The organism is Aurantiacibacter spongiae (assembly GCF_003815535.1).
GTDB classification, from domain to species: Bacteria; Pseudomonadota; Alphaproteobacteria; order Sphingomonadales; family Sphingomonadaceae; genus Alteraurantiacibacter; species Alteraurantiacibacter spongiae.
The window spans coordinates 1,563,574-1,583,216 of record NZ_RPFZ01000001.1; the positions used below are offsets into that span (position 1 = coordinate 1,563,574).

The window sequence follows — 19,643 nt, forward strand, 5'->3', positions numbered from 1 at the left end:
TTCATGCAAATCCCTCTGACGAGAGCCCCTGCGCCCGCTAGAACGGGCACCATGGCCATGCTGCCCTTTCAACCGACACCCTTCTTCGCGGACAAGAACCGCGCCTTCTGGCGGTTGCAGACCTTCGGCTGGGGCGGTTCCCTGGTGTTTCGGGCGGCGACTTCCATCGCCAACGAGCGCCCTTTCGACTTTCTCGTGGTGCTGGTCATTGCAGCCGTCGCCGGCTTTTCCATCAGCACCGTCCTGTCCGTCGTCTATTCGAACCTCATCAACCGCCGGCCCATCGTCACGTGGAGCGCGACCGTGGTGGCACTGGCGATCGCGGTGGCGGTCAGCGCCTTCATCGACGCCTGGACGATCGACGTCTATCAGGGAAGCGAGGCCAGTTTCGCGCAGCTGATGCTAGGCGTGTCCTATCTCGACATGACCTTGCTGGGAGCGTGGTCGGCCTTGTATTACGCGATCAACTTCTTCCTTCAGGTGGAGCAGCAGGCGGACCGGCTTGAACGGCTGGAAGCCCAGGCGACGAGCGCGCAACTCGCGATGCTGCGCTACCAGCTCAATCCGCATTTCCTGTTCAACACGTTGAACTCGATCAGCACGCTCGTCCTGCTCAAGCAGTCGGAGCCGGCGAACGCCATGCTGACCCGGCTTTCGAGCTTTCTGCGCCACACGCTCGTCACGCAACCCGGCGCGCGGGTCACGGTGGCGCAGGAGGTGGAAACGCTGAAACTCTATCTCGATATCGAACGCATGCGGTTCGAGGAACGGCTGCGTACCGATTTCCGCATCGATCCGCGCGCGGCGGACGCCTGCATTCCTTCTTTCCTGCTGCAACCGCTGGTGGAGAACGCGATCAAGTATGGCGTGTCCGCTCAGGAGGAGGGCGCACGCATCTCGCTCGCCGCGCAGATCATCGGCTCGCGCCTCAGGCTGACGGTGTCCGACACCGGGCCCGGCCTTCAGGGCAAGCAGCGTGGTGCCGAAACGCTCGCCAACCGACCTTCCTCGACCGGCGTGGGGCTCGCCAATATCGCCGAACGGCTGAACCAGGCCTATGGCGAGGAGGATCACCGTTTCGATATCGAGACACCGCCGGACGGTGGTTTTACCGTCATCATCGAAGTGCCCCACGAACCTGCCGAAAACGAGGCCGAGAGCGTCTCGTCCCCGGCGAAACCTACCCGCCCCTCGTCCGTTGATGCGGACAGGACCGACCGCAACAGGGCCTCACAAATCGGAACACCCGCATGAGCATACGCACGATCCTCGTCGATGACGAGAAACTGGCCATCCAGGGCCTGCAACTCCGCCTCGAACCCTTTTCCGATATCGAGGTGATAGAAACCTGTGCCAACGGGCGCGAGGCGATACGCGCGATCAAGACGTTGAAGCCCGACCTCGTCTTCCTCGATATCCAGATGCCTGGTTTCGACGGCTTTTCCGTGGTCAAGGGGGTGATGGAGATCGAGCCGCCGCTGTTCGTTTTCGTCACCGCCTACCAGGAACACGCCATCCGCGCGTTCGAGGCCAACGCCGTCAATTACCTGATGAAGCCGGTGGACGAGGACAAGCTGGCCGACACCGTCGAGCGCGTGCGCCAGCGGATGGCAGAGAAGGCGAGCGCGCACGAGGCCGAGAAGCTGAAAGACGTGCTGGCGGAAGTCAGTCCGGAAAGCCTCGACGAGATGGAGGGCGGCGAGGAAGTCGCGGGCCGCTACGAGAAGATGATCAACGTCAAGGATCGCGGGCAGATCTTCCGCGTGGATGTCGACACGATCGAGCATATCGAGGCTGCCGGCGACTACATGTGCATCTATACCGGCGACAACTCGCTGATCCTGCGCGAAACGATGAAAGACCTCGAGCGCCGGCTCGATCCGAAGAATTTCCAGCGCGTGCACCGGTCCACCATCGTCAATCTCGACCAGGTGCGGCAGGTGAAGCCGCACACCAATGGCGAATGTTTCCTGGTGCTGGAAAGCGGGCAGGAGGTGAAGGTCAGCCGCTCCTACAGGGATGTCGTGGCGCGGTTCGTGCATTGACCTCCCCCTCCGGAGAGATCGTGAAAGAGTTCCGCATCGAAGGCTTCGACCTTGCCACCTTTGTCCGCGACACGCTGGCCGAGGATCTCGGCGAAGGACTGCCCGGCGGCGGGGCGGACGTGACGGCCGAGAGCGTGATTCCGGCAGATGCGCGGTTCTCGGGCGTGATGGATAGCCGCGACGCGATCGTCGTCGCCGGCCTGCCGGTCGCCGAGGCGTTCTTTCGCCGGCTCGATCCCGGGATGGAGATCGCGATGCTGGTCGAGGAGGGGGCCGAGGTCGAACCGGGCACCGATCTCATGCGCCTGTCGGGCAATGCCCGCGCCATGCTGACCGCAGAGCGCAGCGCGTTGAACACCGTGCAGCACCTGTCGGGTATCGCCACCATGGTGCGCGAATACGTGCGCGCGATGGATGATGCCGATTGCACCTTGCTCGACACGCGCAAGACCATTCCGGGTCTGCGGCAGCTGGAGAAATACGCCGTCCGCACCGGCGGGGGCAGCAATCACCGCATGGGGTTGTGGGACGCGGCGATGATCAAGGACAACCACATCCTCGTCGCCGGAAGTGTTGGGGAGGCGGTTCGCCGGGCGCGCGAGGCGGGCGTGGGACGCATCATCTGCGAGGTCGACCGCCTGGACCAGATCGAACCGGCACTTGCCGCGGGGGCGGACCACATCCTGCTCGACAACATGGACGCCGACACGCTGCGCGAGGCGGTCGGCATCATTGCCGGCCGCGCCGCGAGCGAGGCGTCGGGGGGTATCGACCTCACCACGATTGCGGCGAAAGCGGCAACGGGCGTGGACTTCGTTTCGGTCGGACGGCTTACGCAAAGCGCGCCGGCGGCCGATATCGGGCTCGATTTCACGCCGCTGTGAGGGTCGTGCGCCGCCGGTCCGGCCCGCGGCCCCTAGCTATCCACCTGTTCGCCGCGCTGTTTCTCGCGCAGGGGCTGATCGCCTTTGGCGCGGCCATGACCGACCTTCCCGCCTATGCCGCCTGGTACGTGTCGCATCTGCCGGTGCCCGCGCCGGGGCGGGACGCCGCGATCGTCCTTGCCAGCGCCCGGCTGACCATCGCCGCGATCCCGGTGGCGCTCGTGTGGCTGCTGGCCGTGCGCTTCGCCCGCTGGTTCGTCGCCGCCGTGGCACTGGCCCGGCTGGCGAGCGCGCCTGTCGCGATTGCCGACGGAACGGCGAGCGGGGCATGGTGGGCGAGCCTCGCGCTCGCGCTCTTCGCAGCCGTATGCCTGTTCACCCCTGCGGCCGCGGCGTGGTTCGCCGGGGGCCGCGAATAGGCGTCTGCCTGCTTTACCGGTTCGCCCGGCTGTGCCATTCGCCCCGTCGCAACAGGCGGCATCGCGCGAGGGGACAAGGATGCGACCCGATTCCATCCGCAAGTTCGACATGTTCTACATCCTGTCGATTCTGACGGGGCTGGCGAAGACGCTTCTCAACCTCGGCACCATGCGTGCCACGCTGGAAGCCGAACTGGCGCGCAGCGGCCTTGGCGGCATGGGATCGACCGGTGAGGCGACGCTTTACGCCAGTCTCGCCTTCGGCTTCCTGCTGTCGGTCGTGCTGTGGTGGCTCGTCTCGCGAAAGCGGCTGGGTTTCGTGAAGTGGATCATGCTGGCGATCCTTGTCTACAACGTCGTCACCATTCCGCTGGCGCTGATCGCGGGTGTCGGCTCGGTCAGCATAACCGGGCTCGTCACGATCATCTTTCAGGCGGTTGCCCTATGGTTCCTGTTTCAGCCCGATGCCAGGGAATGGCTCGCCACGCGCGGTCGATAGCGGCGGCGGGCACGCTGGCGGCGGCTGCCGCGGTCGCCCTCGCCGCACCGGGCATGCCCGGAAACGCGCGGGCGCAGGCCTACCAGTGCCGCGTTCCGTCCGGCCCCGTAATCCTGCCGAATGTCCGCCGTGACGGACCGGTGCGGAGGGTGCCGGTCGGCGGATACACCCTCGCCCTCAGCTGGAGCCCCGAATTCTGCCGCTTCCGCGAGGGAAATGCCCGCCACGCACGCCAGTGTTCGGGGCGCGAAGGACGGTTCGCCTTCGTGGTTCACGGTCTGTGGCCGGAAGGGCGGCGGGGCGGCTGGCCGCAATGGTGCCCCACCGACCGCCGCCCCTCGCAAACGGAGGTCCGCGCGAGCCTGTGCATGACACCCGATGCGGGCCTGATCGCGCATGAATGGGCCAAGCACGGCTCGTGCATGGTGCGCGATCCGGACGGATATCTCAGAATCACGCGCATCTTATGGAATTCGCTGCGCTGGCCCGACTTCGATCGCCTGTCCCGCGACCGCGATCTGAGCGCCTCCGATATCCGCAACGCCTTCGCCGACGCCAATCGCTACTGGGAGCCGGAGATGGTCGGCCTCGTCCTCAACGAACGCGGCTGGCTGGAGGAAATGCGTCTGTGCTACGATACCCGTTTCCGCCCTGCTCGCTGCGACGCGCGGCGGTTCGGCCCGGCGGACGCCGAGCGGGTACGGATCTGGCGCGGGTTGTGAAGGCTTGCGAAGGGGGGCGTTGAAAAATGGCAGATCGCATCGCCTGTCGAACGCGGGACTTCGTCTCCAACAAGGCGAGTATCATGAAGCTGCCTGTGCGAATTGCCGTTCTCTCGGTGGCATGTCTGCTTGCCGGTTGCGGTCAGAACCTTGGAACCTACGCCGTGGAGTCCGTGCACATCGCCACCTCTCCGCCTGTTCGCGCCAAAACCGCGGCGTATTATGGAGAGTTTCTGGAAATTCGCTTGCGCTCCGAAACGAATCTGACAGCCCTCGCGGACGCGGTAGATAGCGTGTACGTCCATGCCGATTTCTGTCCGCTTTCCAACCCACGCGGTCTTATCGCTTTCGGACCATATAGCGGGAATGGCGACGATCTCGGCCTGCTCTCCGCATCGCCGGTATTGCAACCCGGTACTGATGACGCGTTTCACTACCGCGTCTACGTCCCGGTAGCTCATCGGGAAGTTCGGCCGGAGACGTCAGGGCAAGTTCGGCTGCCGACTTACGATCTTCGCGAAACGAAGGACGATCTGTGCCTGCGGCTGTTTTCGCCCGGTTACAACATCACCGATTCCCGTTCGAAGACGATAAGGGTTCCAGCGAAGATGATCCCCGCGCTGGAGTAGCATCCTGGCGGCAAGCAGCCCCCGCCGGCGCGACAAACCCTCACCGCCGTTCCACAAAGAACGCGCGAAGCAGGCTCGCCGCCTCGCCTTCCCCAGTCCCCGCCGTCACCTCCGGGCTGTGAAGGCATTGCAGCTGCGCGAATATGCGCGCGCCGTGATCGACCGCGCCGCCCTTGGGATCGGACGCGGCGTAGTGGAGGCGGGCCAGGCGGGCGTGGGCGATGGCGCCGGCGCACATGGCGCATGGCTCGAGCGTGACGTAGAGTTCGCAGCCGGTCAGGCGCTCCTGCCCGAGCGTGTGGGCCGCGCGGCGGATTGCCAGCATTTCGGCGTGGGCGGTGGGGTCAGGCCGGCGGCGCGTCTCGTTCGCCGCCTCCGCAACGATCTCCCCGCCGCTCACGATAACGGCGCCGACGGGCACTTCGCCTGCCAGCGCCGCTTCGCGGGCCAGGTCCAGCGCGCGGTCCATGAACGGACGGCCGAACACGCCGGAACCAGCCGGTCGGGGTTTACTCTTCGTCGCCGGTGACGGGCTCGCCCGCGGCGTCGTCCGCTTCATCGACATCGACGTCGAGGGTGGGAACCTCGACCGTCTCGGTGCCGGTCTCGACATCCACGTCCGGCGCGGAAACGTCGTATTCGGGCATGTTGCCACCTTCGACCTCGGGCAGCTCGGCCTCTTCGGTCTGGTCGACGTCGCAGGCGGCGAGCGACAGGGCGGCACCCGCCACGGCCATTACGGCGATGATTTTCTTCATGATTGACTCCCTTGGTTGCCCCGCCGCTATAGCCAAGCGGACCGCCGTGGCAAGCGCCCCCGGCGCTTGACGAATCTGCACGGCGTCTGTAAGCGCGCGCCTTTCCCAGCTCATTGCTGTACCGTAAAACTCTTTTCCAAGCGAGAGAATCGCCATGTCGCGCATCTGCGAACTTACCGGCAAGGGCCGCCAGGTCGGCCACAATGTCAGCCACGCCAACAACAAGACCAAGCGCGTCTTTCTGCCGAACCTGCAACACGTCACGTTGCTGAGCGAGAAGCTGGATCGCAGCTTCAAGTTCCGCGTGTCGACGCACGGGCTGCGTTCGGTGGAGCACAATGGCGGGCTCGACAACTGGCTGCTGAAGACCAGCGACGCCAAGCTGTCGGCGCAGGCGCTCAAGGTGAAGCGCGAACTGAAGAAGGCGATGGCTGGATCGGACAGCGCCGCCGCCTGAGGCCGCACGGCCTCCTTCACCAGATGAGAGGAAGGCGCGCGGGGGCTACCGGCTCTCGCGCGCTTTTTGGTGCACTTTGCCCGATGCGTAGTCGAGCCGCATCCGGACGAGCAGCGTACGCTGGAAGGCGGAGCGATTGTCGTCGGATATCATCCAGATTTCCGCCGCGTCCCGCCCGGCCCGGCGAACGGCCAGACCTTCGTAATTCTCGCTGGGCACCAGCCGGTCCAGTCGCGCCAGCAGATATGTGTTCCAGGGCTGGCCGGCTTGCAGGGTCGCGGGATCGGCGATGACCAGCAGGCTGGAGAATGGCGGGAAACCCCAGGCAACCCTGCGCATCAGGATGATCACGCGCCCGTCGGGAAGCTGGGCGGCGTCGGTGGGGTTGTAGCCCGCTATCGGCCAGCTCACCGGGGATGTGGCGAAGGAAGGGGTCTCGACCGGATCGCCGCGATAGATCAGCGCGTCCCGCCCGCTTTCGGGCAGGACGAGAAAGCGCCCATCGGCAAGCCGCACCAGCGATTCGGCGCCGCTGTTGGAGGGCCAGTTCACGTCGCCCCCGATCAGTCGGACAGCCATCGGCGTGCTGGCGTTCGAGAATCGCTGGAATGCGTGGGTGCTCTCGTAGCCGAGCCAGTAATCGCCGCCATCGGGGTCGCGCGTGGCCGATTCGATATCCCACAGCTCCGGGGCGTAAGGGGCAAGCGCGAGCTGGCGCGACAGCGTCGGGAAGCGGCCTCGTGCGCCGGGTTCCGGAAAGGTCAGGCGGTAGCCGCGATCGGAAAAGGCGCGCAAGTGACCGCCGGCAAGCGGAAGCAGGGCGGAATATCCACCGAACTGGAGGTTGTCGGCCTGGATTTCCCACACGCCCTCGATCCGGACGCCGGTGGCGACCGGGTCACTGGTGAAGTCGGATAGCGGCGTGATCCGGAAATCCGCAAGCTTGCCGTCTACGACCTCGCTGCGCAGCCATGTCGACGGGGCAAGGCCAAGAACGAGCGCGGCGATGGCGGCGATCCGCCGATGCCTCACGCCGGCCCCTTCGCCGCCAGGCCCGGCCAGGGGGCGCAGATCAGGGCATCGGCCCGGTGAAGAGGATCGGATCGAGCCGCGCGTCGCGCCATTTCAGGCTCCAGTGCAAATGCGGGCCGGTGGCGCGGCCCGAACTGCCGATATGGCCGAGCAGCTGGCCCTGGCGCACCCGCTCGCCCTCGTGCACCGCGATGTCGGTCAGATGCAGGAAGGCGCTGTTCAGCCCGGCGCCGTGATCGATGATGAGGAGGTTGCCCTCGAGGCTGAAGGGCGAATCGGTCGCCAGCGTCACCACGCCGTCCGCCGGGGCGACGAAGGGATCGCCGCTGCCGCCTGTCGCTATGTCGATCCCCGAATGGTAGCTTCCCGGTTCGCCGCGATAGATGCGTTGCGAACCGAAGCGCCCGGAGATGCGGCCCGTCAGCGGCCAGATGAAATCCTGCTTCCAGCCATCGGTATTGGAGTCGGCGGTGCGCGCGTCCCAGATGGCTTCGAGTTCGGGTTGCCGACGGCGCATGAACGCCTCGCTCGGTCCGCCGCTGCTGCGCGCGACGTTGACCCGCTCTATATTCCAGTCGCGCGCAGAAACGGCCAGTGGGCTGCGAATCGTGCGGCCGTCGTCCAGCGTGGCGACCAGTTCGGTCTGCAGGCCGGCATCGCGGTCGAACGCGGCGAAGAAGTGGCCGTCATCGTCCAGGACCAGCACCTCATCGCCCAACCTGGCCGACTGCGTTCCCCCGGGCGCCTGCCCGCGAATCCAGCCACCTTGCGTCAGCTCGCCGTCATAGACGAAGGTGCTGGGACCGGTCGGTGCCGGAGCGGGCGCGGGAAGGGTCACCGGAGCCGGGGAGGAGGTTGGCATCGGAACCGCCTGCACCGTCGACGTTTCTCGGGGCGTATCCGTTTGCGGAACGACGGCGCATGCCGAAATCGACGCGGTCGCGGCGAGCGCCCATACGGCGCGGATCGTCCGTCTCATTCTTCGCCGAGCGCCCGGCGAGTACTGAGTTCGGCGGTGGCGTAGGCTTCCTGGCGGTCCACGCTCCAGTAGCGCAATTCCTCCAGCGGCACCGGAATGCCGCTAACGGCGCAGGAGACGTAGTGGCCCGGTTTCACGACGCGAAAGCCGTTGGGGCCGTAGATCAGGGTGGCGGGTTTTTCCGAAGCGGACATCAACATGGAGCTGCATGTAATGCGCGTCTGTCCTCAAAGCAATTTGGGTTGTCCGTCCGCAGGTTTCGCCGCAGCACGTTTGACCGATGCACGCCTGCGCGGTGCGGACGCGGCGGGCACCGCCTGCAGGGTGCCGTCGGCGAATTCGAGCGTCAGGACATCCTGCCGCTCCGCCACGTCCCTGCTCGAGATGACCGGATGGCCCGGCGCGCAAACCAGCGCGTAGCCGCGTTGCAGAGGCGCTTTGGGGTCGAGCTGGACGCGTAGCCGCTCAAGCGCGGCGAGGCGTTGTCCACGTTCCGCCAGCGGCCGGGTGACGAGGGCGGGGGTGAGCCGCGTCGCGGCGAGACGGTCCCTGGCACGAACGACAGGGGCGGTTGCGAGGTAAGGGGCGAACCGGACCGCTGCCAGCCGCTCTTCCGATCGCGACAGCCGATCCTGCATCGCGGCGGGGCGCGGCGTTGCAGCGGAAAGCCGGGTGCGCGCGGTTTCAGCCCGGTCACGCAGCATCGCCGGGGAGAGACGCAGGTCCGCCAGCGCGTGCCGCCCGCGTGCCGCGCGGTCCAGCAGGGCGCGCCGCAGCCGTTCGCCTGCCTCGTCGAGCCGCTGCGCCTGCGCCTGCAACAGCGCTTCGGGTCGCGGCAGACGCGATACCCGCGCCCCCAGCCGTTCGCGGCCGAGCTGCACGGGGCGGTCGGCGCATCTGCGCTGGCGCAGGCGCATTTCCTCCAGCATGGCCGCGATCTCGCGCAGCACCGGCACCGCGATCTCGGCGGCGGCGGTGGGCGTGGGCGCACGCCGGTCGGCAGCATGGTCGCATAGCGTGGTATCGGTTTCGTGCCCGACGGCGCTGATGACGGGGATCGGGCTTTCGGCGACGGCACGCACCACGATCTCCTCGTTGAAGGACCACAGATCCTCTATGGAACCGCCGCCGCGCGCCACGATCAGCAAGTCCGGCCGTGGCACTTTCCCCCCGCCGGGGAGTGTTCCGAAGCCGTGCACCGCATCGGCGACCTGTTTTGCCGCGCCGTCCCCCTGCACGACGACCGGCCAGACCACGACATGCGTGGGAAAGCGATCCTCGAGCCGGTGCAGGATGTCGCGAATCACTGCCCCGGTGGGCGAGGTGACGACGCCGATCACGCGCGGCGCGAAGGGCAGGGGGCGCTTGCGTTCGGTGGCGAACAGCCCCTCGGCCTCCAGCCGCTTCCGGGTCTTTTCGAGCAGGGCAAGCAGCGCGCCCTCGCCCGCGATCTCCATCCGCTCGATCACGATCTGGTATTTGCTGCGACCCGGATAGGTGGTGAGCTTGCCGCTGGCGACCACCTCGATCCCGTCTTCGGGGTGGAAGGAAAGACGCGGAACCGCGCTCTTCCACATTACCCCGTCCAGCACCGCCTTGTCGTCCTTCAACGCCAGATACATGTGGCCCGACGCTGCGCGCTTCACGCCCGAGAGTTCGCCGCGCAGGCGCACGTAACCGAACCGGTCCTCTACCGTGCGCTTCAGTGCCTGAGACAATTCCGACACGGAAATCGGCGCGGAATTGTCGCCCGCTTCGCTGGTCGCTAACAGGTCGGCCGAAGGCTGATCGTCGAACGGAGAATTGCGCGGCATGAACATCCTGGTGCTGGGATCGGGCGGACGCGAACATGCGCTTTGCTGGAAGCTCGCGCAATGCCGGGCGATCCGCGAAAACGGCGGAACGCTGTTCGCATCGCCCGGAAACCCCGGCATCGCGCAATGCGCGACGCTGGCCAAGATCGACGCCGGCGATCACGCGGCGGTGGTCGCCTTCGCCCGCGCGAAGGATATTGGTCTGGTCGTGATCGGTCCGGAAGCGCCGCTGGTAGCAGGTCTCGCGGATAGCTTGCGGGGCGCGGGCGTGCCGGTATTCGGTCCTTCGAAGGCAGCCGCGCGGCTTGAAGGCAGCAAGAGCTTCACCAAGGATCTGTGCGCGCGGGCGGGAATTCCCACGGCGGGCTACGTCCATGCGACGTCGCTTCCTGACGCGAAGGCAGCGCTGGACCGATTCGCGGCGCCGTGGGTGCTGAAGGCCGACGGGCTGGCCGCGGGGAAGGGTGTCGTCATTGCCGAAACGCGCGAGGCGGCCGAGGACGCGCTGGTCGAGATGTTCGGCGGCGCCTTCGGAGAGGCCGGAGCGGAAGTCGTGATCGAGGAGTTCATGAAAGGCGAGGAAGTCAGCCTCTTCGCCCTCTCCGATGGCGAGACCGTTGTCCCCTTCGGCACCGCGCAGGATCACAAGCGGGTGGGCGAGGGCGATACTGGCCCGAATACCGGCGGCATGGGCGCCTACAGCCCGGCGCGGGTGCTGACGGAAGGCTTGCTGGCGCGGGCCATGACGGAGATCGTCGCGCCGACCGTCCGCCAGATGGCCGCGGAGGGCGCGCCTTATTCCGGCGTGCTTTACGCAGGCCTGATGCTGACGGATGATGGTCCGAAACTGGTCGAATACAATTGCCGCTTCGGCGACCCGGAATGTCAGGTGCTGATGGTGCGGCTGGACAGCGACCTCGCCGACGCCATGCTCGCCTGCGCCAACGGCACGCTGGCCGGTCGGCCCGCGCCGCGCTTTTCCGACGAAACCGCGCTCACCGTCGTCATGGCGGCGAAGGGCTATCCCGGCACGCCGGAAAAGGGCGGCTCCATCGATCTGGGAGGGGCGGAGGCGGACGGCGCCATCGTCTTCCACGCCGGTACCGCACGCGGCGAGGATGGCACCCTTACCGCCAATGGTGGCCGAGTCCTCAATGTCACCGCCACCGGCGATACGGTGCACGAAGCGCGGCACCGTGCCTACCGGGGGGTGGACGCCATTTCCTTTGCTAGCGGCTTCACCCGCCGGGACATCGGCTGGCGCGAGGTCGAGCGGGAGGGGTGATACGTTGGACAAGAAATCTTCGCCGGAAACTGCGGAGAACGGCGGTCACCAAGTCCATATCACGTCGTGGCGATCGGGAATTCAACAGATGGTCCAAGTTGGTTATTTCGACCGCCATGTTGGCCGCCTTGTTGCCATATATTCCGGTCGAACTTGGTCTGGTTGAAATCGGTTGGCCGGTGTTTGCGGTATCGATTGCACTGTTTCTCATGAGTGCCGGTTTTATCGGTCTTAATGTTTGGCAGGCCAACATGCGGCTCGTTCGTCGCCGCGACAATTTTCTTAGAAGCAAAGGCCTCATTTTCGACTGGTCGCTGTTGCAAAATTCGGCGGCTTGGCGCGTCAGCTTCTCCGGCGACCCTACGCCGCGCGATTTTATGAGCGATCCGAACGTATTGCGTAACGCTCAGAACCGCATCGCGTAACTCACCCCCGCGCCGTGAGCATCGCCCCATACCATCGTCGCCCTGTCGGGATGGCGTGCGTGCGTGAGCAGGATGCCCGACAGCACGCCGATGCCGGCGCCCGCCGCCACGTCGTGCCAGTAGTGCTTGTCCGCCTGGACGCGCGCCACGCCCACGAAACCGGCAAGCGCGAAGGCGGGGATGCCTTCGCTCAATCCGCGCCGCTCGGCGATGCGGGTCGCCGCCGAGAAAGCCATGCTAGCGTGGCCGGAGGGGAAGCTGTTGGCATCGCTCCCGTCCGGGCGCCTCTCGGAGATAGTCGCCTTCAGCCCCTGCGCCGCCAGTTCGGCCGCGCTGATGGACACCCCCGCCTCGATCGCACCGCGCGCATCGCCCTCGGCCACCGGAACGCCGATGGACCACGCGGTGAGTGCGCCGACACCGACATCGCTTGCCGTCGCCCAGTCGCCCCGGGTATCCGCCAGGGCGGGCTGTGCGAGGATTATTGCAGGGGCCGCCAACGCGGCAAGCTTCTTCCCGCTGGGGGAGATCATTCGGGGCAATTTACGGCGTGGCGGCGTGTGACAAGCCATTGCGCGATCCTCCGGCAGCGCTTCGTGTCTACTTCGCGCGCCGGTTCCGGACCATAAGCAACCGCCTATTCACGTGAAGCGGATACCCTCTTCGCGTCCGTTTCACTCATGAAGATGGTGTTCTTCCACGTACCGTCATGCGGACAAAGTTTTCTGCCGTCGAACGCATAGGGATCGAGGCCGAGCTCACCGAGCAGCCTGGTAAGCGGGGCGGATGGGTTTTCGATGATGCTGACCGGCCTGTGCCGTTCGAAGGTTTCGATGCCGCCGCGAACGACCAGTTCCTCCGCACCCTGGACGTCGATCTTCACAACGTCGGGCGACAGCCGGAGATCGTCCAGCCTGATCACTTCGACGACGTGTTCGTCCAGCTCCATCGCATTTTCGTCGAACCAGCTCATTGTCTTCGGATTGAGCCACGACCGGGCCTCCTCCCGGTCTATCGAGGCCAATCCGTCGTAGCTGTATCGACCGTATCGCGGGACGTAGAGCGTCATCTGACCGCTTTTGTCGGCGAGTGCCTTCGACACGACGTCCACCGTATCGTCGCGCGTGAACCGGGCCGCGAGCCGGTCGGCCAGTTCCCGGTTGGGTTCGAAGCTGAGTATCCTTCCGGGCGAGGCGCAGCGCTGCAGGGCGTGGATGCTCTGGCCCCAGTTTCCGCCGATATCGAGCGCCAGGCCTATCGGGCGAAGCGCGGAAAGGACGCGGAAGTCGATATCCATGTGCAGGCCGAAAGCGCGGGTCAGGAAGTTTTGGAAGGCAAACTTCGCCGGGCGCACGGACGGGAATTTCGTCTGCACGAATCGCAACTGCCTTTTCACGCACTAGCCCCCCGAATGGTCCCACAAGGGCATAACGACCGAAAAGCAAAGGTCTAGCGATGGATTGGGCGATTGCGGGTCGAGAAGCACGATCAAGGCTCGCGGCGCATTATCCGACGCGGCCGCCGGCTCACCGGTCGAAGGGGCAATTCGCTAGTGCAACGCGCGTGATCGGCATGTAGGCGAGCGCGACGTTTCACGCAGCGAAAGTTCCCCGTTCCTTGCTAGATCCAGACGACCGGCGAGTATTGATCGTCAAGGCCAAGGGCGGCCTCGGCAACCGCATGCTGTCGGCGGTCACGGCCTGCGTCCTGGCCGAACTCGTCGGACGCGCGGTTGCGATAGACTGGCGTGACGGGATGTATCTGCCCGAAGGGCAAAACCTCTATCCGCTGCTCTTCGATGATTCGCAAAGCCTCGATCCCGCGCGGTTCGACGAGGCGAGCGATGTCACGCCGGCGATCTGGGCCGGATCGCTGGACGAGCATCCCGCCGACATGATCCGCCGGCATTTCCCCGCTTCGCATCGTAACCCGCTCGTCTATCGCAAGCTGTGTGTCGATCTGGCGAATAGCGACCCGGCCAGCGAGGTCGCGGTCTTCTGGTCCTATTTGCCCAAGATGCCGCGTCTAAGGCGTCGCCTGGCGCATGACGCGCGGTTCGCCGGCAGGCCGGAACGAGTGATCGTTCGCCAAACCCTGAAAACGCATTTTACCCCGGTGGAGCCGGTCCTCAGCGCCGTCGATGCCCTGTTCGCCCGGTTTTCCGGCCCTGTCATCGGTGTCCATATCCGCTTCACCGACCGCAAGGCACCCCTGCCGAAGATCCTCGAGCGTATTCGCGGACTTCGCGAACAGGAGCCCGATGCGCCCATCTTCCTCGCTACCGACAGCGCCGAGGCGCAGGATGCTGTCCACGCGTCTTTCGACAACGTCCATGCCCTCGAGAAGACGCTGTCGGCTGGCGATGCCGGCCTTCACTTTCGCAGCGACGAAGCTGCCGATCCGCTGACCGAGGCGCGAGCCGCGCTGGCGGACATGATCGCCCTTTCAAGATGCGAATGGCTCGTCCATTCGAGCCACTCCACCTTCTCGGTAACGGCGGCGCTGATCGGCGACATCCCGCCCGGGCGGCAGCGCGACGTCGATCGCTACAACGTGAAAGTGCAGGCCAAGCGCTGGTTCCAGTCCTGGGTCTGACAGGCGCGGCGGCTCAGGATCGTTCGTATCCCAGCTGTTCGAGCAGGTCGCCGGCATGGTCCTGGAAAAAGGCGTTCTGGTCGTCGGTCATGCGGGAGCGCCAGTCCTTGCGTCCGCCGCCGCTGGCTCCGCCCGAGAACCCCGTTCCCCGCGCACTGTTCCAGCTCTGGAAGGTCTTGTGCACCTTCCCGACGTCGCTGGCGGCGACGGCCGCCTCGCAGACCGCGCGATCCGCGTCGATTCCGCAAAAGGACAGGATACGCTCGGCCATCGCGACAGGGTCGGCCCGCATGTCCTCGTATCTTACCAGAAGCATGTTCGGATCGTCCCGGTAACCATACCAGGAGCCCACATTGTCCTGCCATGATCCGTAACGCATGCGGCCGGCCAGCGCCTTCTGCAAAAACTGGTCGAAACTGCCGCGATAGGCGTGGATGTGCTGGAAGTAATCGTAATAGGACAGGATCGTATCGCGGCCATCGCGCACGATGTAGACGACCTTCCCGTCGAGAAAATATGGCGCGAAGGGAAGATGCGATTTGATAATACGTTGGCGATCTCCCAGCTTCGCCAGGCGAGCGGGAAATTCCAGGGTGTCGACCGTAGGGATTTGCTGTTCGAGACGTTCCATGTCGGTCACGTGATCACGATTGAGCGCGTAGAATACGATATGCCGCAACCAGGTATTGCCGGACCGGGGATAGGAAAACAGGAACCGGTCATCCGGTCGCACATCCATCCAGGGTTGGCCAAGAACCCGGTATTTGAGATCACGCCGGACCTTTCGAACATTGCGCCAGCCATGCCGCAATCGGGTCGCCAATCCACTCACGATCGTTCGCCCGGAGATATCGGCCCCTTGCGAATAACGGGAATGTTTTCCTTGATGGTTTTGAGGTAGTCGCGCCTCTCGGGGCTATTGCGTGCCGTAATCGCGGAGAATGCGTGCATCAGGCGTATCCTCATGATAATCAGTTCGCGCACCAGTCGCCCGCGTAGGGGCGGTAGATGTCGCTTCGCGATGCCGACGCGGGCCGCCGCGACGTAAGTTGCCCGCTGTGCTCTCAAAGATACACTTCGCCCGCCGTAGTGCACGATGGTCGCTTCGGGGGTGATGCGCGGGCGGGCGCCCCTGGCGCGGGCGCGGGCGCACAGGTCGGTTTCCTCTCCGAACATGAAGAACGCCGGATCGAAGCCCCCGAGCGCGTTCCAGAAATCGCGTTCGATCATCAGGAAACAGCCGGTAACGATGTCGACCTGCCGCTCGCTGTCGCGCTTCCATCCGGCGATGCGTTCGGGATTGAAGAAAGTGCTGCCGCGAAACAGGGCGCTCAGGCCGATTGACGAGAACAGGACGCTGCGCAAGGTCATGCGGTCGAAGCAGGACGTCTCGTTCAGCGTGCGGTCGCCGAACAGCGTGCGGCCGCCCCAGATCTTCGCTTCGGGCGTGCGCCGGGCGAAGGCCAGCAAGTTGTCGATGGCGTGATCGAGCGTCACCGTATCGCTGTTCAAGAGCAGCAGATATTCGCCCGCAGCGATCCTGGCCGCCTGGTTGTTCGCCTCGGCAAAGCCCACGTTCTCCTCGTTCGCGATGATGCGGACCTGGGGGAAGTCGTGCCTTACCCGCTCGACGATGCCATCGTCAGAGGCGTTGTCCACGAGGATCAGCTCGAACGGAGTATCGGTTTCGCGAAAGGCGCTGGCTATCGCCTCGCAGGTCAGGTCCGGGGTCTTGTAATTGACCATGATGATGCTGAGCGGCAGGCCGTCGCAATCGGTGGTCACTCGGTTCAACGCCTCGGTTTCGTCCTGCCGCCGCCTGGGCAGGACTACGTGGTTCCCTCTAGGTTCGCGGTGGGTGGTTTGCAAGCGCAGCACCGCTGCCGCACCCGGTATTGTGCAGTGCGATAAGTCCTTGAACGCGCCCTCGCGTTCACGTTACAGGCACCGTTCCGCCGTCGACCGGTCCGGACGATCCAGCGAGCGAGGCCTTAGGTGAAAGTAGCTATATTCGGTCTCGGCTATGTCGGCTCGACCGCCGCGGGCTGCATCGCCAGCCAGGGGCACGAGGTCGTCGGTATCGACGTCAGTTCCGCGAAGGTGTCCGCCGTCAACGAAGGCCGCTCTCCCGTCGCGGAACCGGGACTAGCCGATCTGATCGCGAAAGCACGGCGGGACGGACTGCTTTCGGCGACGACGCAGATCGGCTCGAACCTCGACGACTGCGACATCGCTATCGTCTGCGTCGGCACGCCCAGCGGGGTCGAGGGTGCGCACAATATGAGCTACATCGTCCAGGTGACCCGCTCCATTGCGGACGCTGTCAAACCGGACCGAGCAGCCCCCCTCACCGTCGCATACCGTTCGACCATGCGGCCCGGTTCAACCGATCACCTGATCCTGCCGATCTTCCGCTCGCGTCTGGCGGAGAGAACGGATGATCTGGTGGAACTGGTCTACAATCCGGAATTCCTGCGCGAGGCCAGCGCGATCAGGGATTATTTCGATCCGCCCAAGATCGTGCTCGGCACGCGCGACGGACGACGCTGCGCGCGGATGGAGGACCTTCACAACGGTATCGATGCCCCGATCTTCCATGTCGGCCTTCGCGAGGCCGAGATCACCAAGTTCGTCGACAATAGCTGGCACGCGGTGAAGGTCGCCTTCGCCAACGAGATCGGCCGGGTATGCGAGCAGCTCGATATCTCCGCCCGTCAGGTTCACGAGATCTTCGTGTCGGACACGAAGCTCAATATCAGTGCCTATTACACACGTCCCGGCGGCGCGTTCGGCGGGTCGTGCCTGCCCAAGGACGTGCGTGCGCTGCAACATATTGCCGCTGATGTGGGCGCCAACACGCATCTGGTCGACGCCCTGATGCGCACCAACGAGGCGCACAAGCATCACCAGTTCCTGAAGGCCACGCACGGGCTCGAAGAAGGGGACAGGATCCTGCTCGTCGGCCTCGCCTTCAAGAAGGACACGGACGATCTTCGCGAGAGCCCGGCGGTGGATCTGGCGCGCAAGATGCTGGCGGCAGGCTTCGATCTCGACATCTTCGATCCCGCTCTCAAGCCAGCTGACCTGGTCGGTCAGAACCTGGGCTACGCCTTCGCCGCGCTGCCGGCGATAGAAACGCTGCTCGTCTCGCGCGAGGAGGCGGAAACGCGCGACTATGCCCGCGTCGTCGCGACTAACCGGCTGGTCGATGCGTTAGAGCTTGGCGACACTCCGGTGCTGGACGCGAGCGTCATCGCCTGATGCCCGCCGCGCAGGCCGACTACGCCTTCCCGACGGAGATAGAGGGCCGCCCGCTCGAGGGGCGTTCGATCCTCATCGTCGTCGAGAACCTGCCGCTTCCCTTCGATCGCCGCGTTTGGCAGGAAGCGCGCACGCTCAAGGCCGCAGGAGCGACGGTTTCGGTGATCTGTCCGACCGGCAAGGGTTACGAGAAGCGGTACGAGGAAATCGAGGGCGTTCACATCCACCGCCACCCCCTGCCGATCGAGGCGAGCGGGGCGGCTGGATTCCTGCTGGAATACGGGGCGGCGTTGTTCTGGGAAACGGTGCTGGCCTGGCGCATCTTCTTCAAGCGCGGAATCGACGTGATCCAGGGATGCAATCCCCCGGACCTCATCTTTCTGGTGGCATTGCCGTTCCGCCTGTTCGGCGTACGCTACATTTTCGACCATCATGACATCAATCCCGAGCTCTACGAGGCGAAGTTCGCCCGGCGCGGATTCTTCTGGAAGCTGATGGTCCTGTTCGAGAAGCTGACATTCAGATCGGCCGATGTCTCGATCGCGACGAACGAAAGCTACAAGGCAATCGCGGTGGAGCGCGGCGGAATGGATCCGGCAAGGGTCTTCGTGGTGCGATCGGGCCCCGATCTGTCCCGGCTGAAGCGTGTCGAGCCGGTCGAAAGCTGGAAGGCCGGCAAGCAATACATGGTCGGCTATGTCGGCGTCATGGGCGAACAGGAGGGCATCGACCTGCTGATCGATGCGGTAGAACATCTCGTCCGGAGAACGGGACGCAGGGATATTCGCTTCGTCCTGGTGGGCGGCGGGCCGAGCCTGGAAGCACTGAAGGCGGATGTCGCCTCGCGCCAACTGGAAGAATGGATACACTTCACCGGACGCGCCCCGGACGACGATCTGTTCGAGGTGCTGTCGACCATGGATATCGGCGTCAATCCCGACCGCGTGAATGCGATGAACGACAAGTCGACCATGAACAAGATCATGGAGTACATGGCGCTCGGCAAGGCGATCGTGCAGTTCGATGTGACCGAGGGCCGTTTCTCGGCGCAGGACGCCTCGCTCTATGCAAGGGCGAACGATCCGGTCGATCTTGCCGGACGGATCGTCGAACTTCTCGACGATCCGCAGCGGCGGCAGGCAATGGGTGAACGCGGGCGGAAACGGGTGGAATCCGAACTCAACTGGAACCGGCAGATCGATCCTCTGCTTGACGCCTATCAAATGGCGCTCTCGCGGCGTTGAGGGACCGCATCCTGAACAGGTTGCGGATATACCACGCCGCGCACACGAACACGGCGGTCAGCATCGCCAGTTCAAGCAGCCAGTTCAGCCGCAGGCTTCCTCGATAAAGCAGCTTGTCAACCGTGTTCAGCGAGACGATGCGTAGGATCGAAAGCGGCACATGGGCTGCCGCAGCGACCTGTGCGATCAGCATCGCCGCCTTGCCTCGCCTTTGCCAGTTCGCGCGCAGGACGCGGAAAGCGGCATAGGCCAGTACGGTTACGAGCAGCATGACGAGCAGAATCGTGGGTGCCTGAACATACCATCGATCCGCATAGACGCCGCTCTCCCGAAACCGGCCCCTGACCAGGGCTTTTGCCGCGTCCTCGACCGCGAAGCCGCGATATGCGGCAAGGCAGACGAACCAGACTGCCAGTAAAATCCAACCCCGCACCTGATCTGCCGGGCGCACGAAACGCCGCGCCAGCGCACCGGTGGCAAGGGCGAGAACCGCGACAGCCAGATAGGCAAGCAAACCGATAAGGGAAAAACCGCTCAGAAAATCTACTCCGGTCAGCTGACGCTTCACTGCAAGAATTGATCTCCTAGCAGGGCA

General features: G+C 64.9%; 24 protein-coding genes. 13 read left to right on the forward strand and 11 right to left on the reverse strand.

Features of this window, described 5'->3' with window-relative positions; all coding sequences use genetic code 11:
• Positions 1–51: 51 nt before the first annotated feature.
• The 7 genes from EG799_RS07625 (at position 52) to EG799_RS07655 (ending at position 5,198) form a co-directional block, all read left to right on the forward strand.
• Positions 52–1,254 (forward strand): sensor histidine kinase, encoded by a 1,203-nt coding sequence (locus tag EG799_RS07625; RefSeq protein ID WP_123880004.1) that lies wholly within the window; start codon positions 52–54, stop codon positions 1,252–1,254.
• On the forward strand, positions 1,251–2,045 hold the full coding sequence (locus EG799_RS07630) for a LytR/AlgR family response regulator transcription factor (protein WP_123880006.1): 795 nt from the start codon (positions 1,251–1,253) through the stop codon (positions 2,043–2,045). The genes EG799_RS07625 and EG799_RS07630 overlap by 4 nt, the downstream gene beginning before the upstream one ends.
• A gap of 20 nt (positions 2,046–2,065) precedes the next feature.
• Positions 2,066–2,929, forward strand: a complete 864-nt coding sequence (gene nadC, locus EG799_RS07635; protein WP_181950883.1) for a carboxylating nicotinate-nucleotide diphosphorylase — start codon at positions 2,066–2,068, stop codon at positions 2,927–2,929.
• 5 nt (positions 2,930–2,934) lie between these two features.
• On the forward strand, positions 2,935–3,348 hold the full coding sequence (locus tag EG799_RS07640) for a hypothetical protein (RefSeq protein ID WP_123880010.1): 414 nt from the start codon (positions 2,935–2,937) through the stop codon (positions 3,346–3,348).
• Between the two features lie 79 nt (positions 3,349–3,427).
• Positions 3,428–3,847: a hypothetical protein gene (locus EG799_RS07645; RefSeq protein WP_123880012.1), complete on the forward strand. Its 420-nt coding sequence runs from the start codon at positions 3,428–3,430 to the stop codon at positions 3,845–3,847.
• A complete protein-coding gene (locus EG799_RS07650) occupies positions 3,823–4,569 on the forward strand; it encodes a ribonuclease T2 family protein (RefSeq protein ID WP_234029070.1) in 747 nt (248 codons plus the stop codon). The genes EG799_RS07645 and EG799_RS07650 overlap by 25 nt, the downstream gene beginning before the upstream one ends.
• Before the next feature lie 26 nt (positions 4,570–4,595).
• Positions 4,596–5,198 carry a hypothetical protein gene (locus EG799_RS07655; RefSeq protein WP_123880014.1) on the forward strand — a complete coding sequence of 201 codons (603 nt, stop codon included), beginning with the start codon at positions 4,596–4,598 and terminating at the stop codon, positions 5,196–5,198.
• 40 nt (positions 5,199–5,238) lie between these two features.
• Here the strand turns inward: EG799_RS07655 and EG799_RS07660 are convergent, their stop codons facing one another.
• A complete protein-coding gene (locus EG799_RS07660; RefSeq protein ID WP_123880016.1) occupies positions 5,239–5,667 on the reverse strand; it encodes a nucleoside deaminase in 429 nt (142 codons plus the stop codon).
• Between the two features lie 40 nt (positions 5,668–5,707).
• Positions 5,708–5,956, reverse strand: a complete 249-nt coding sequence (locus EG799_RS07665; RefSeq protein WP_123880018.1) for a hypothetical protein — start codon at positions 5,954–5,956, stop codon at positions 5,708–5,710.
• A 154-nt stretch (positions 5,957–6,110) separates the two neighbouring features.
• On the opposite strand from EG799_RS07665, the gene rpmB reads away from it, so the two are divergent.
• Positions 6,111–6,413: a 50S ribosomal protein L28 gene (gene rpmB / locus EG799_RS07670; RefSeq protein WP_123880020.1), complete on the forward strand. Its 303-nt coding sequence runs from the start codon at positions 6,111–6,113 to the stop codon at positions 6,411–6,413.
• 45 nt (positions 6,414–6,458) lie between these two features.
• Here rpmB and EG799_RS07675 read toward each other — a convergent pair whose 3' ends face one another.
• From EG799_RS07675 to xseA, 4 genes are all read right to left on the reverse strand, one after another.
• Positions 6,459–7,445 carry an esterase-like activity of phytase family protein gene (locus tag EG799_RS07675; RefSeq protein WP_158611035.1) on the reverse strand — a complete coding sequence of 329 codons (987 nt, stop codon included), beginning with the start codon at positions 7,443–7,445 and terminating at the stop codon, positions 6,459–6,461.
• A gap of 40 nt (positions 7,446–7,485) precedes the next feature.
• Positions 7,486–8,307, reverse strand: a complete 822-nt coding sequence (locus EG799_RS07680) for a M23 family metallopeptidase (RefSeq protein ID WP_234029071.1) — start codon at positions 8,305–8,307, stop codon at positions 7,486–7,488.
• Positions 8,308–8,420: 113 nt separating this feature from the next.
• The gene (locus EG799_RS07685) at positions 8,421–8,624 is read right to left on the reverse strand and encodes a DUF2093 domain-containing protein (protein ID WP_123880026.1); all 204 of its coding nucleotides are present in this window, start codon (positions 8,622–8,624) and stop codon (positions 8,421–8,423) included.
• A 27-nt stretch (positions 8,625–8,651) separates the two neighbouring features.
• Positions 8,652–10,238: an exodeoxyribonuclease VII large subunit gene (gene xseA / locus EG799_RS07690; RefSeq protein ID WP_123880028.1), complete on the reverse strand. Its 1,587-nt coding sequence runs from the start codon at positions 10,236–10,238 to the stop codon at positions 8,652–8,654.
• Here xseA and purD point away from each other — a divergent pair.
• On the forward strand, positions 10,237–11,523 hold the full coding sequence (gene purD, locus EG799_RS07695) for a phosphoribosylamine--glycine ligase (protein WP_123880030.1): 1,287 nt from the start codon (positions 10,237–10,239) through the stop codon (positions 11,521–11,523). The genes xseA and purD overlap by 2 nt on opposite strands.
• 98 nt (positions 11,524–11,621) lie before the next feature.
• Complete coding sequence (locus EG799_RS07700; RefSeq protein WP_123880032.1) at positions 11,622–11,948, forward strand: hypothetical protein; 327 nt, start codon at positions 11,622–11,624, stop codon at positions 11,946–11,948.
• On the opposite strand, the gene EG799_RS07705 is transcribed toward EG799_RS07700, so the two are convergent.
• Together EG799_RS07705 and EG799_RS07710 are read right to left on the reverse strand one after the other, a co-directional pair.
• Positions 11,930–12,481, reverse strand: a complete 552-nt coding sequence (locus EG799_RS07705) for a phosphatase PAP2 family protein (RefSeq protein WP_158611036.1) — start codon at positions 12,479–12,481, stop codon at positions 11,930–11,932. The genes EG799_RS07700 and EG799_RS07705 overlap by 19 nt on opposite strands.
• Before the next feature lie 104 nt (positions 12,482–12,585).
• Entirely contained in the window at positions 12,586–13,323 is a 738-nt protein-coding gene (locus EG799_RS07710; protein WP_123880036.1) for an FkbM family methyltransferase, read from the reverse strand.
• A 269-nt stretch (positions 13,324–13,592) separates the two neighbouring features.
• On the opposite strand from EG799_RS07710, the gene EG799_RS07715 reads away from it, so the two are divergent.
• Entirely contained in the window at positions 13,593–14,543 is a 951-nt protein-coding gene (locus EG799_RS07715) for a nodulation protein NodZ (RefSeq protein ID WP_199798274.1), read from the forward strand.
• 13 nt (positions 14,544–14,556) lie between these two features.
• Here the strand turns inward: EG799_RS07715 and EG799_RS07720 are convergent, their stop codons facing one another.
• Both EG799_RS07720 and EG799_RS07725 read right to left on the reverse strand, forming a co-directional pair.
• Positions 14,557–15,282 (reverse strand): sulfotransferase domain-containing protein, encoded by a 726-nt coding sequence (locus EG799_RS07720; protein WP_123880038.1) that lies wholly within the window; start codon positions 15,280–15,282, stop codon positions 14,557–14,559.
• Between the two features lie 89 nt (positions 15,283–15,371).
• Complete coding sequence (locus tag EG799_RS07725) at positions 15,372–16,412, reverse strand: glycosyltransferase family 2 protein (RefSeq protein WP_123880040.1); 1,041 nt, start codon at positions 16,410–16,412, stop codon at positions 15,372–15,374.
• A gap of 126 nt (positions 16,413–16,538) precedes the next feature.
• Between EG799_RS07725 and EG799_RS07730 the strand changes: the two genes are divergently transcribed.
• On the forward strand, positions 16,539–17,804 hold the full coding sequence (locus EG799_RS07730) for a nucleotide sugar dehydrogenase (protein ID WP_123880042.1): 1,266 nt from the start codon (positions 16,539–16,541) through the stop codon (positions 17,802–17,804).
• The gene (locus EG799_RS07735) at positions 17,804–19,048 is read left to right on the forward strand and encodes a glycosyltransferase family 4 protein (RefSeq protein ID WP_123880044.1); all 1,245 of its coding nucleotides are present in this window, start codon (positions 17,804–17,806) and stop codon (positions 19,046–19,048) included. Before EG799_RS07730 ends, EG799_RS07735 begins: the two co-directional genes overlap by 1 nt.
• Here the strand turns inward: EG799_RS07735 and EG799_RS07740 are convergent.
• Positions 18,984–19,616: a hypothetical protein gene (locus EG799_RS07740; protein WP_123880046.1), complete on the reverse strand. Its 633-nt coding sequence runs from the start codon at positions 19,614–19,616 to the stop codon at positions 18,984–18,986. The genes EG799_RS07735 and EG799_RS07740 overlap by 65 nt on opposite strands.
• Positions 19,617–19,643 lie beyond the last annotated feature (27 nt).

Bases quoted from the DNA above. Each gene is read 5' to 3' on its own strand.
- EG799_RS07625 (WP_123880004.1), top strand. From the start codon at position 52: ATGGCCATGCTGCCCTTTCAACCGACACCCTTCTTCGCGGACAAGAAC.
- EG799_RS07630 (WP_123880006.1), top strand. From the start codon at position 1,251: ATGAGCATACGCACGATCCTCGTCGATGACGAGAAACTGGCCATCCAG.
- EG799_RS07645 (WP_123880012.1), top strand. From the start codon at position 3,428: ATGCGACCCGATTCCATCCGCAAGTTCGACATGTTCTACATCCTGTCG.
- EG799_RS07650 (WP_234029070.1), top strand. From the start codon at position 3,823: ATGGCTCGCCACGCGCGGTCGATAGCGGCGGCGGGCACGCTGGCGGCG.
- EG799_RS07655 (WP_123880014.1), top strand. From the start codon at position 4,596: ATGGCAGATCGCATCGCCTGTCGAACGCGGGACTTCGTCTCCAACAAG.
- EG799_RS07660 (WP_123880016.1), bottom strand. From the start codon at position 5,667: ATGGACCGCGCGCTGGACCTGGCCCGCGAAGCGGCGCTGGCAGGCGAA.
- EG799_RS07665 (WP_123880018.1), bottom strand. From the start codon at position 5,956: ATGAAGAAAATCATCGCCGTAATGGCCGTGGCGGGTGCCGCCCTGTCG.
- rpmB (WP_123880020.1), top strand. From the start codon at position 6,111: ATGTCGCGCATCTGCGAACTTACCGGCAAGGGCCGCCAGGTCGGCCAC.
- EG799_RS07680 (WP_234029071.1), bottom strand. From the start codon at position 8,307: ATGCCAACCTCCTCCCCGGCTCCGGTGACCCTTCCCGCGCCCGCTCCG.
- EG799_RS07685 (WP_123880026.1), bottom strand. From the start codon at position 8,624: ATGTTGATGTCCGCTTCGGAAAAACCCGCCACCCTGATCTACGGCCCC.
- purD (WP_123880030.1), top strand. From the start codon at position 10,237: ATGAACATCCTGGTGCTGGGATCGGGCGGACGCGAACATGCGCTTTGC.
- xseA (WP_123880028.1), bottom strand. From the start codon at position 10,238: ATGCCGCGCAATTCTCCGTTCGACGATCAGCCTTCGGCCGACCTGTTA.
- EG799_RS07705 (WP_158611036.1), bottom strand. From the start codon at position 12,481: ATGATCTCCCCCAGCGGGAAGAAGCTTGCCGCGTTGGCGGCCCCTGCA.
- EG799_RS07720 (WP_123880038.1), bottom strand. From the start codon at position 15,282: ATGGATGTGCGACCGGATGACCGGTTCCTGTTTTCCTATCCCCGGTCC.
- EG799_RS07735 (WP_123880044.1), top strand. From the start codon at position 17,804: ATGCCCGCCGCGCAGGCCGACTACGCCTTCCCGACGGAGATAGAGGGC.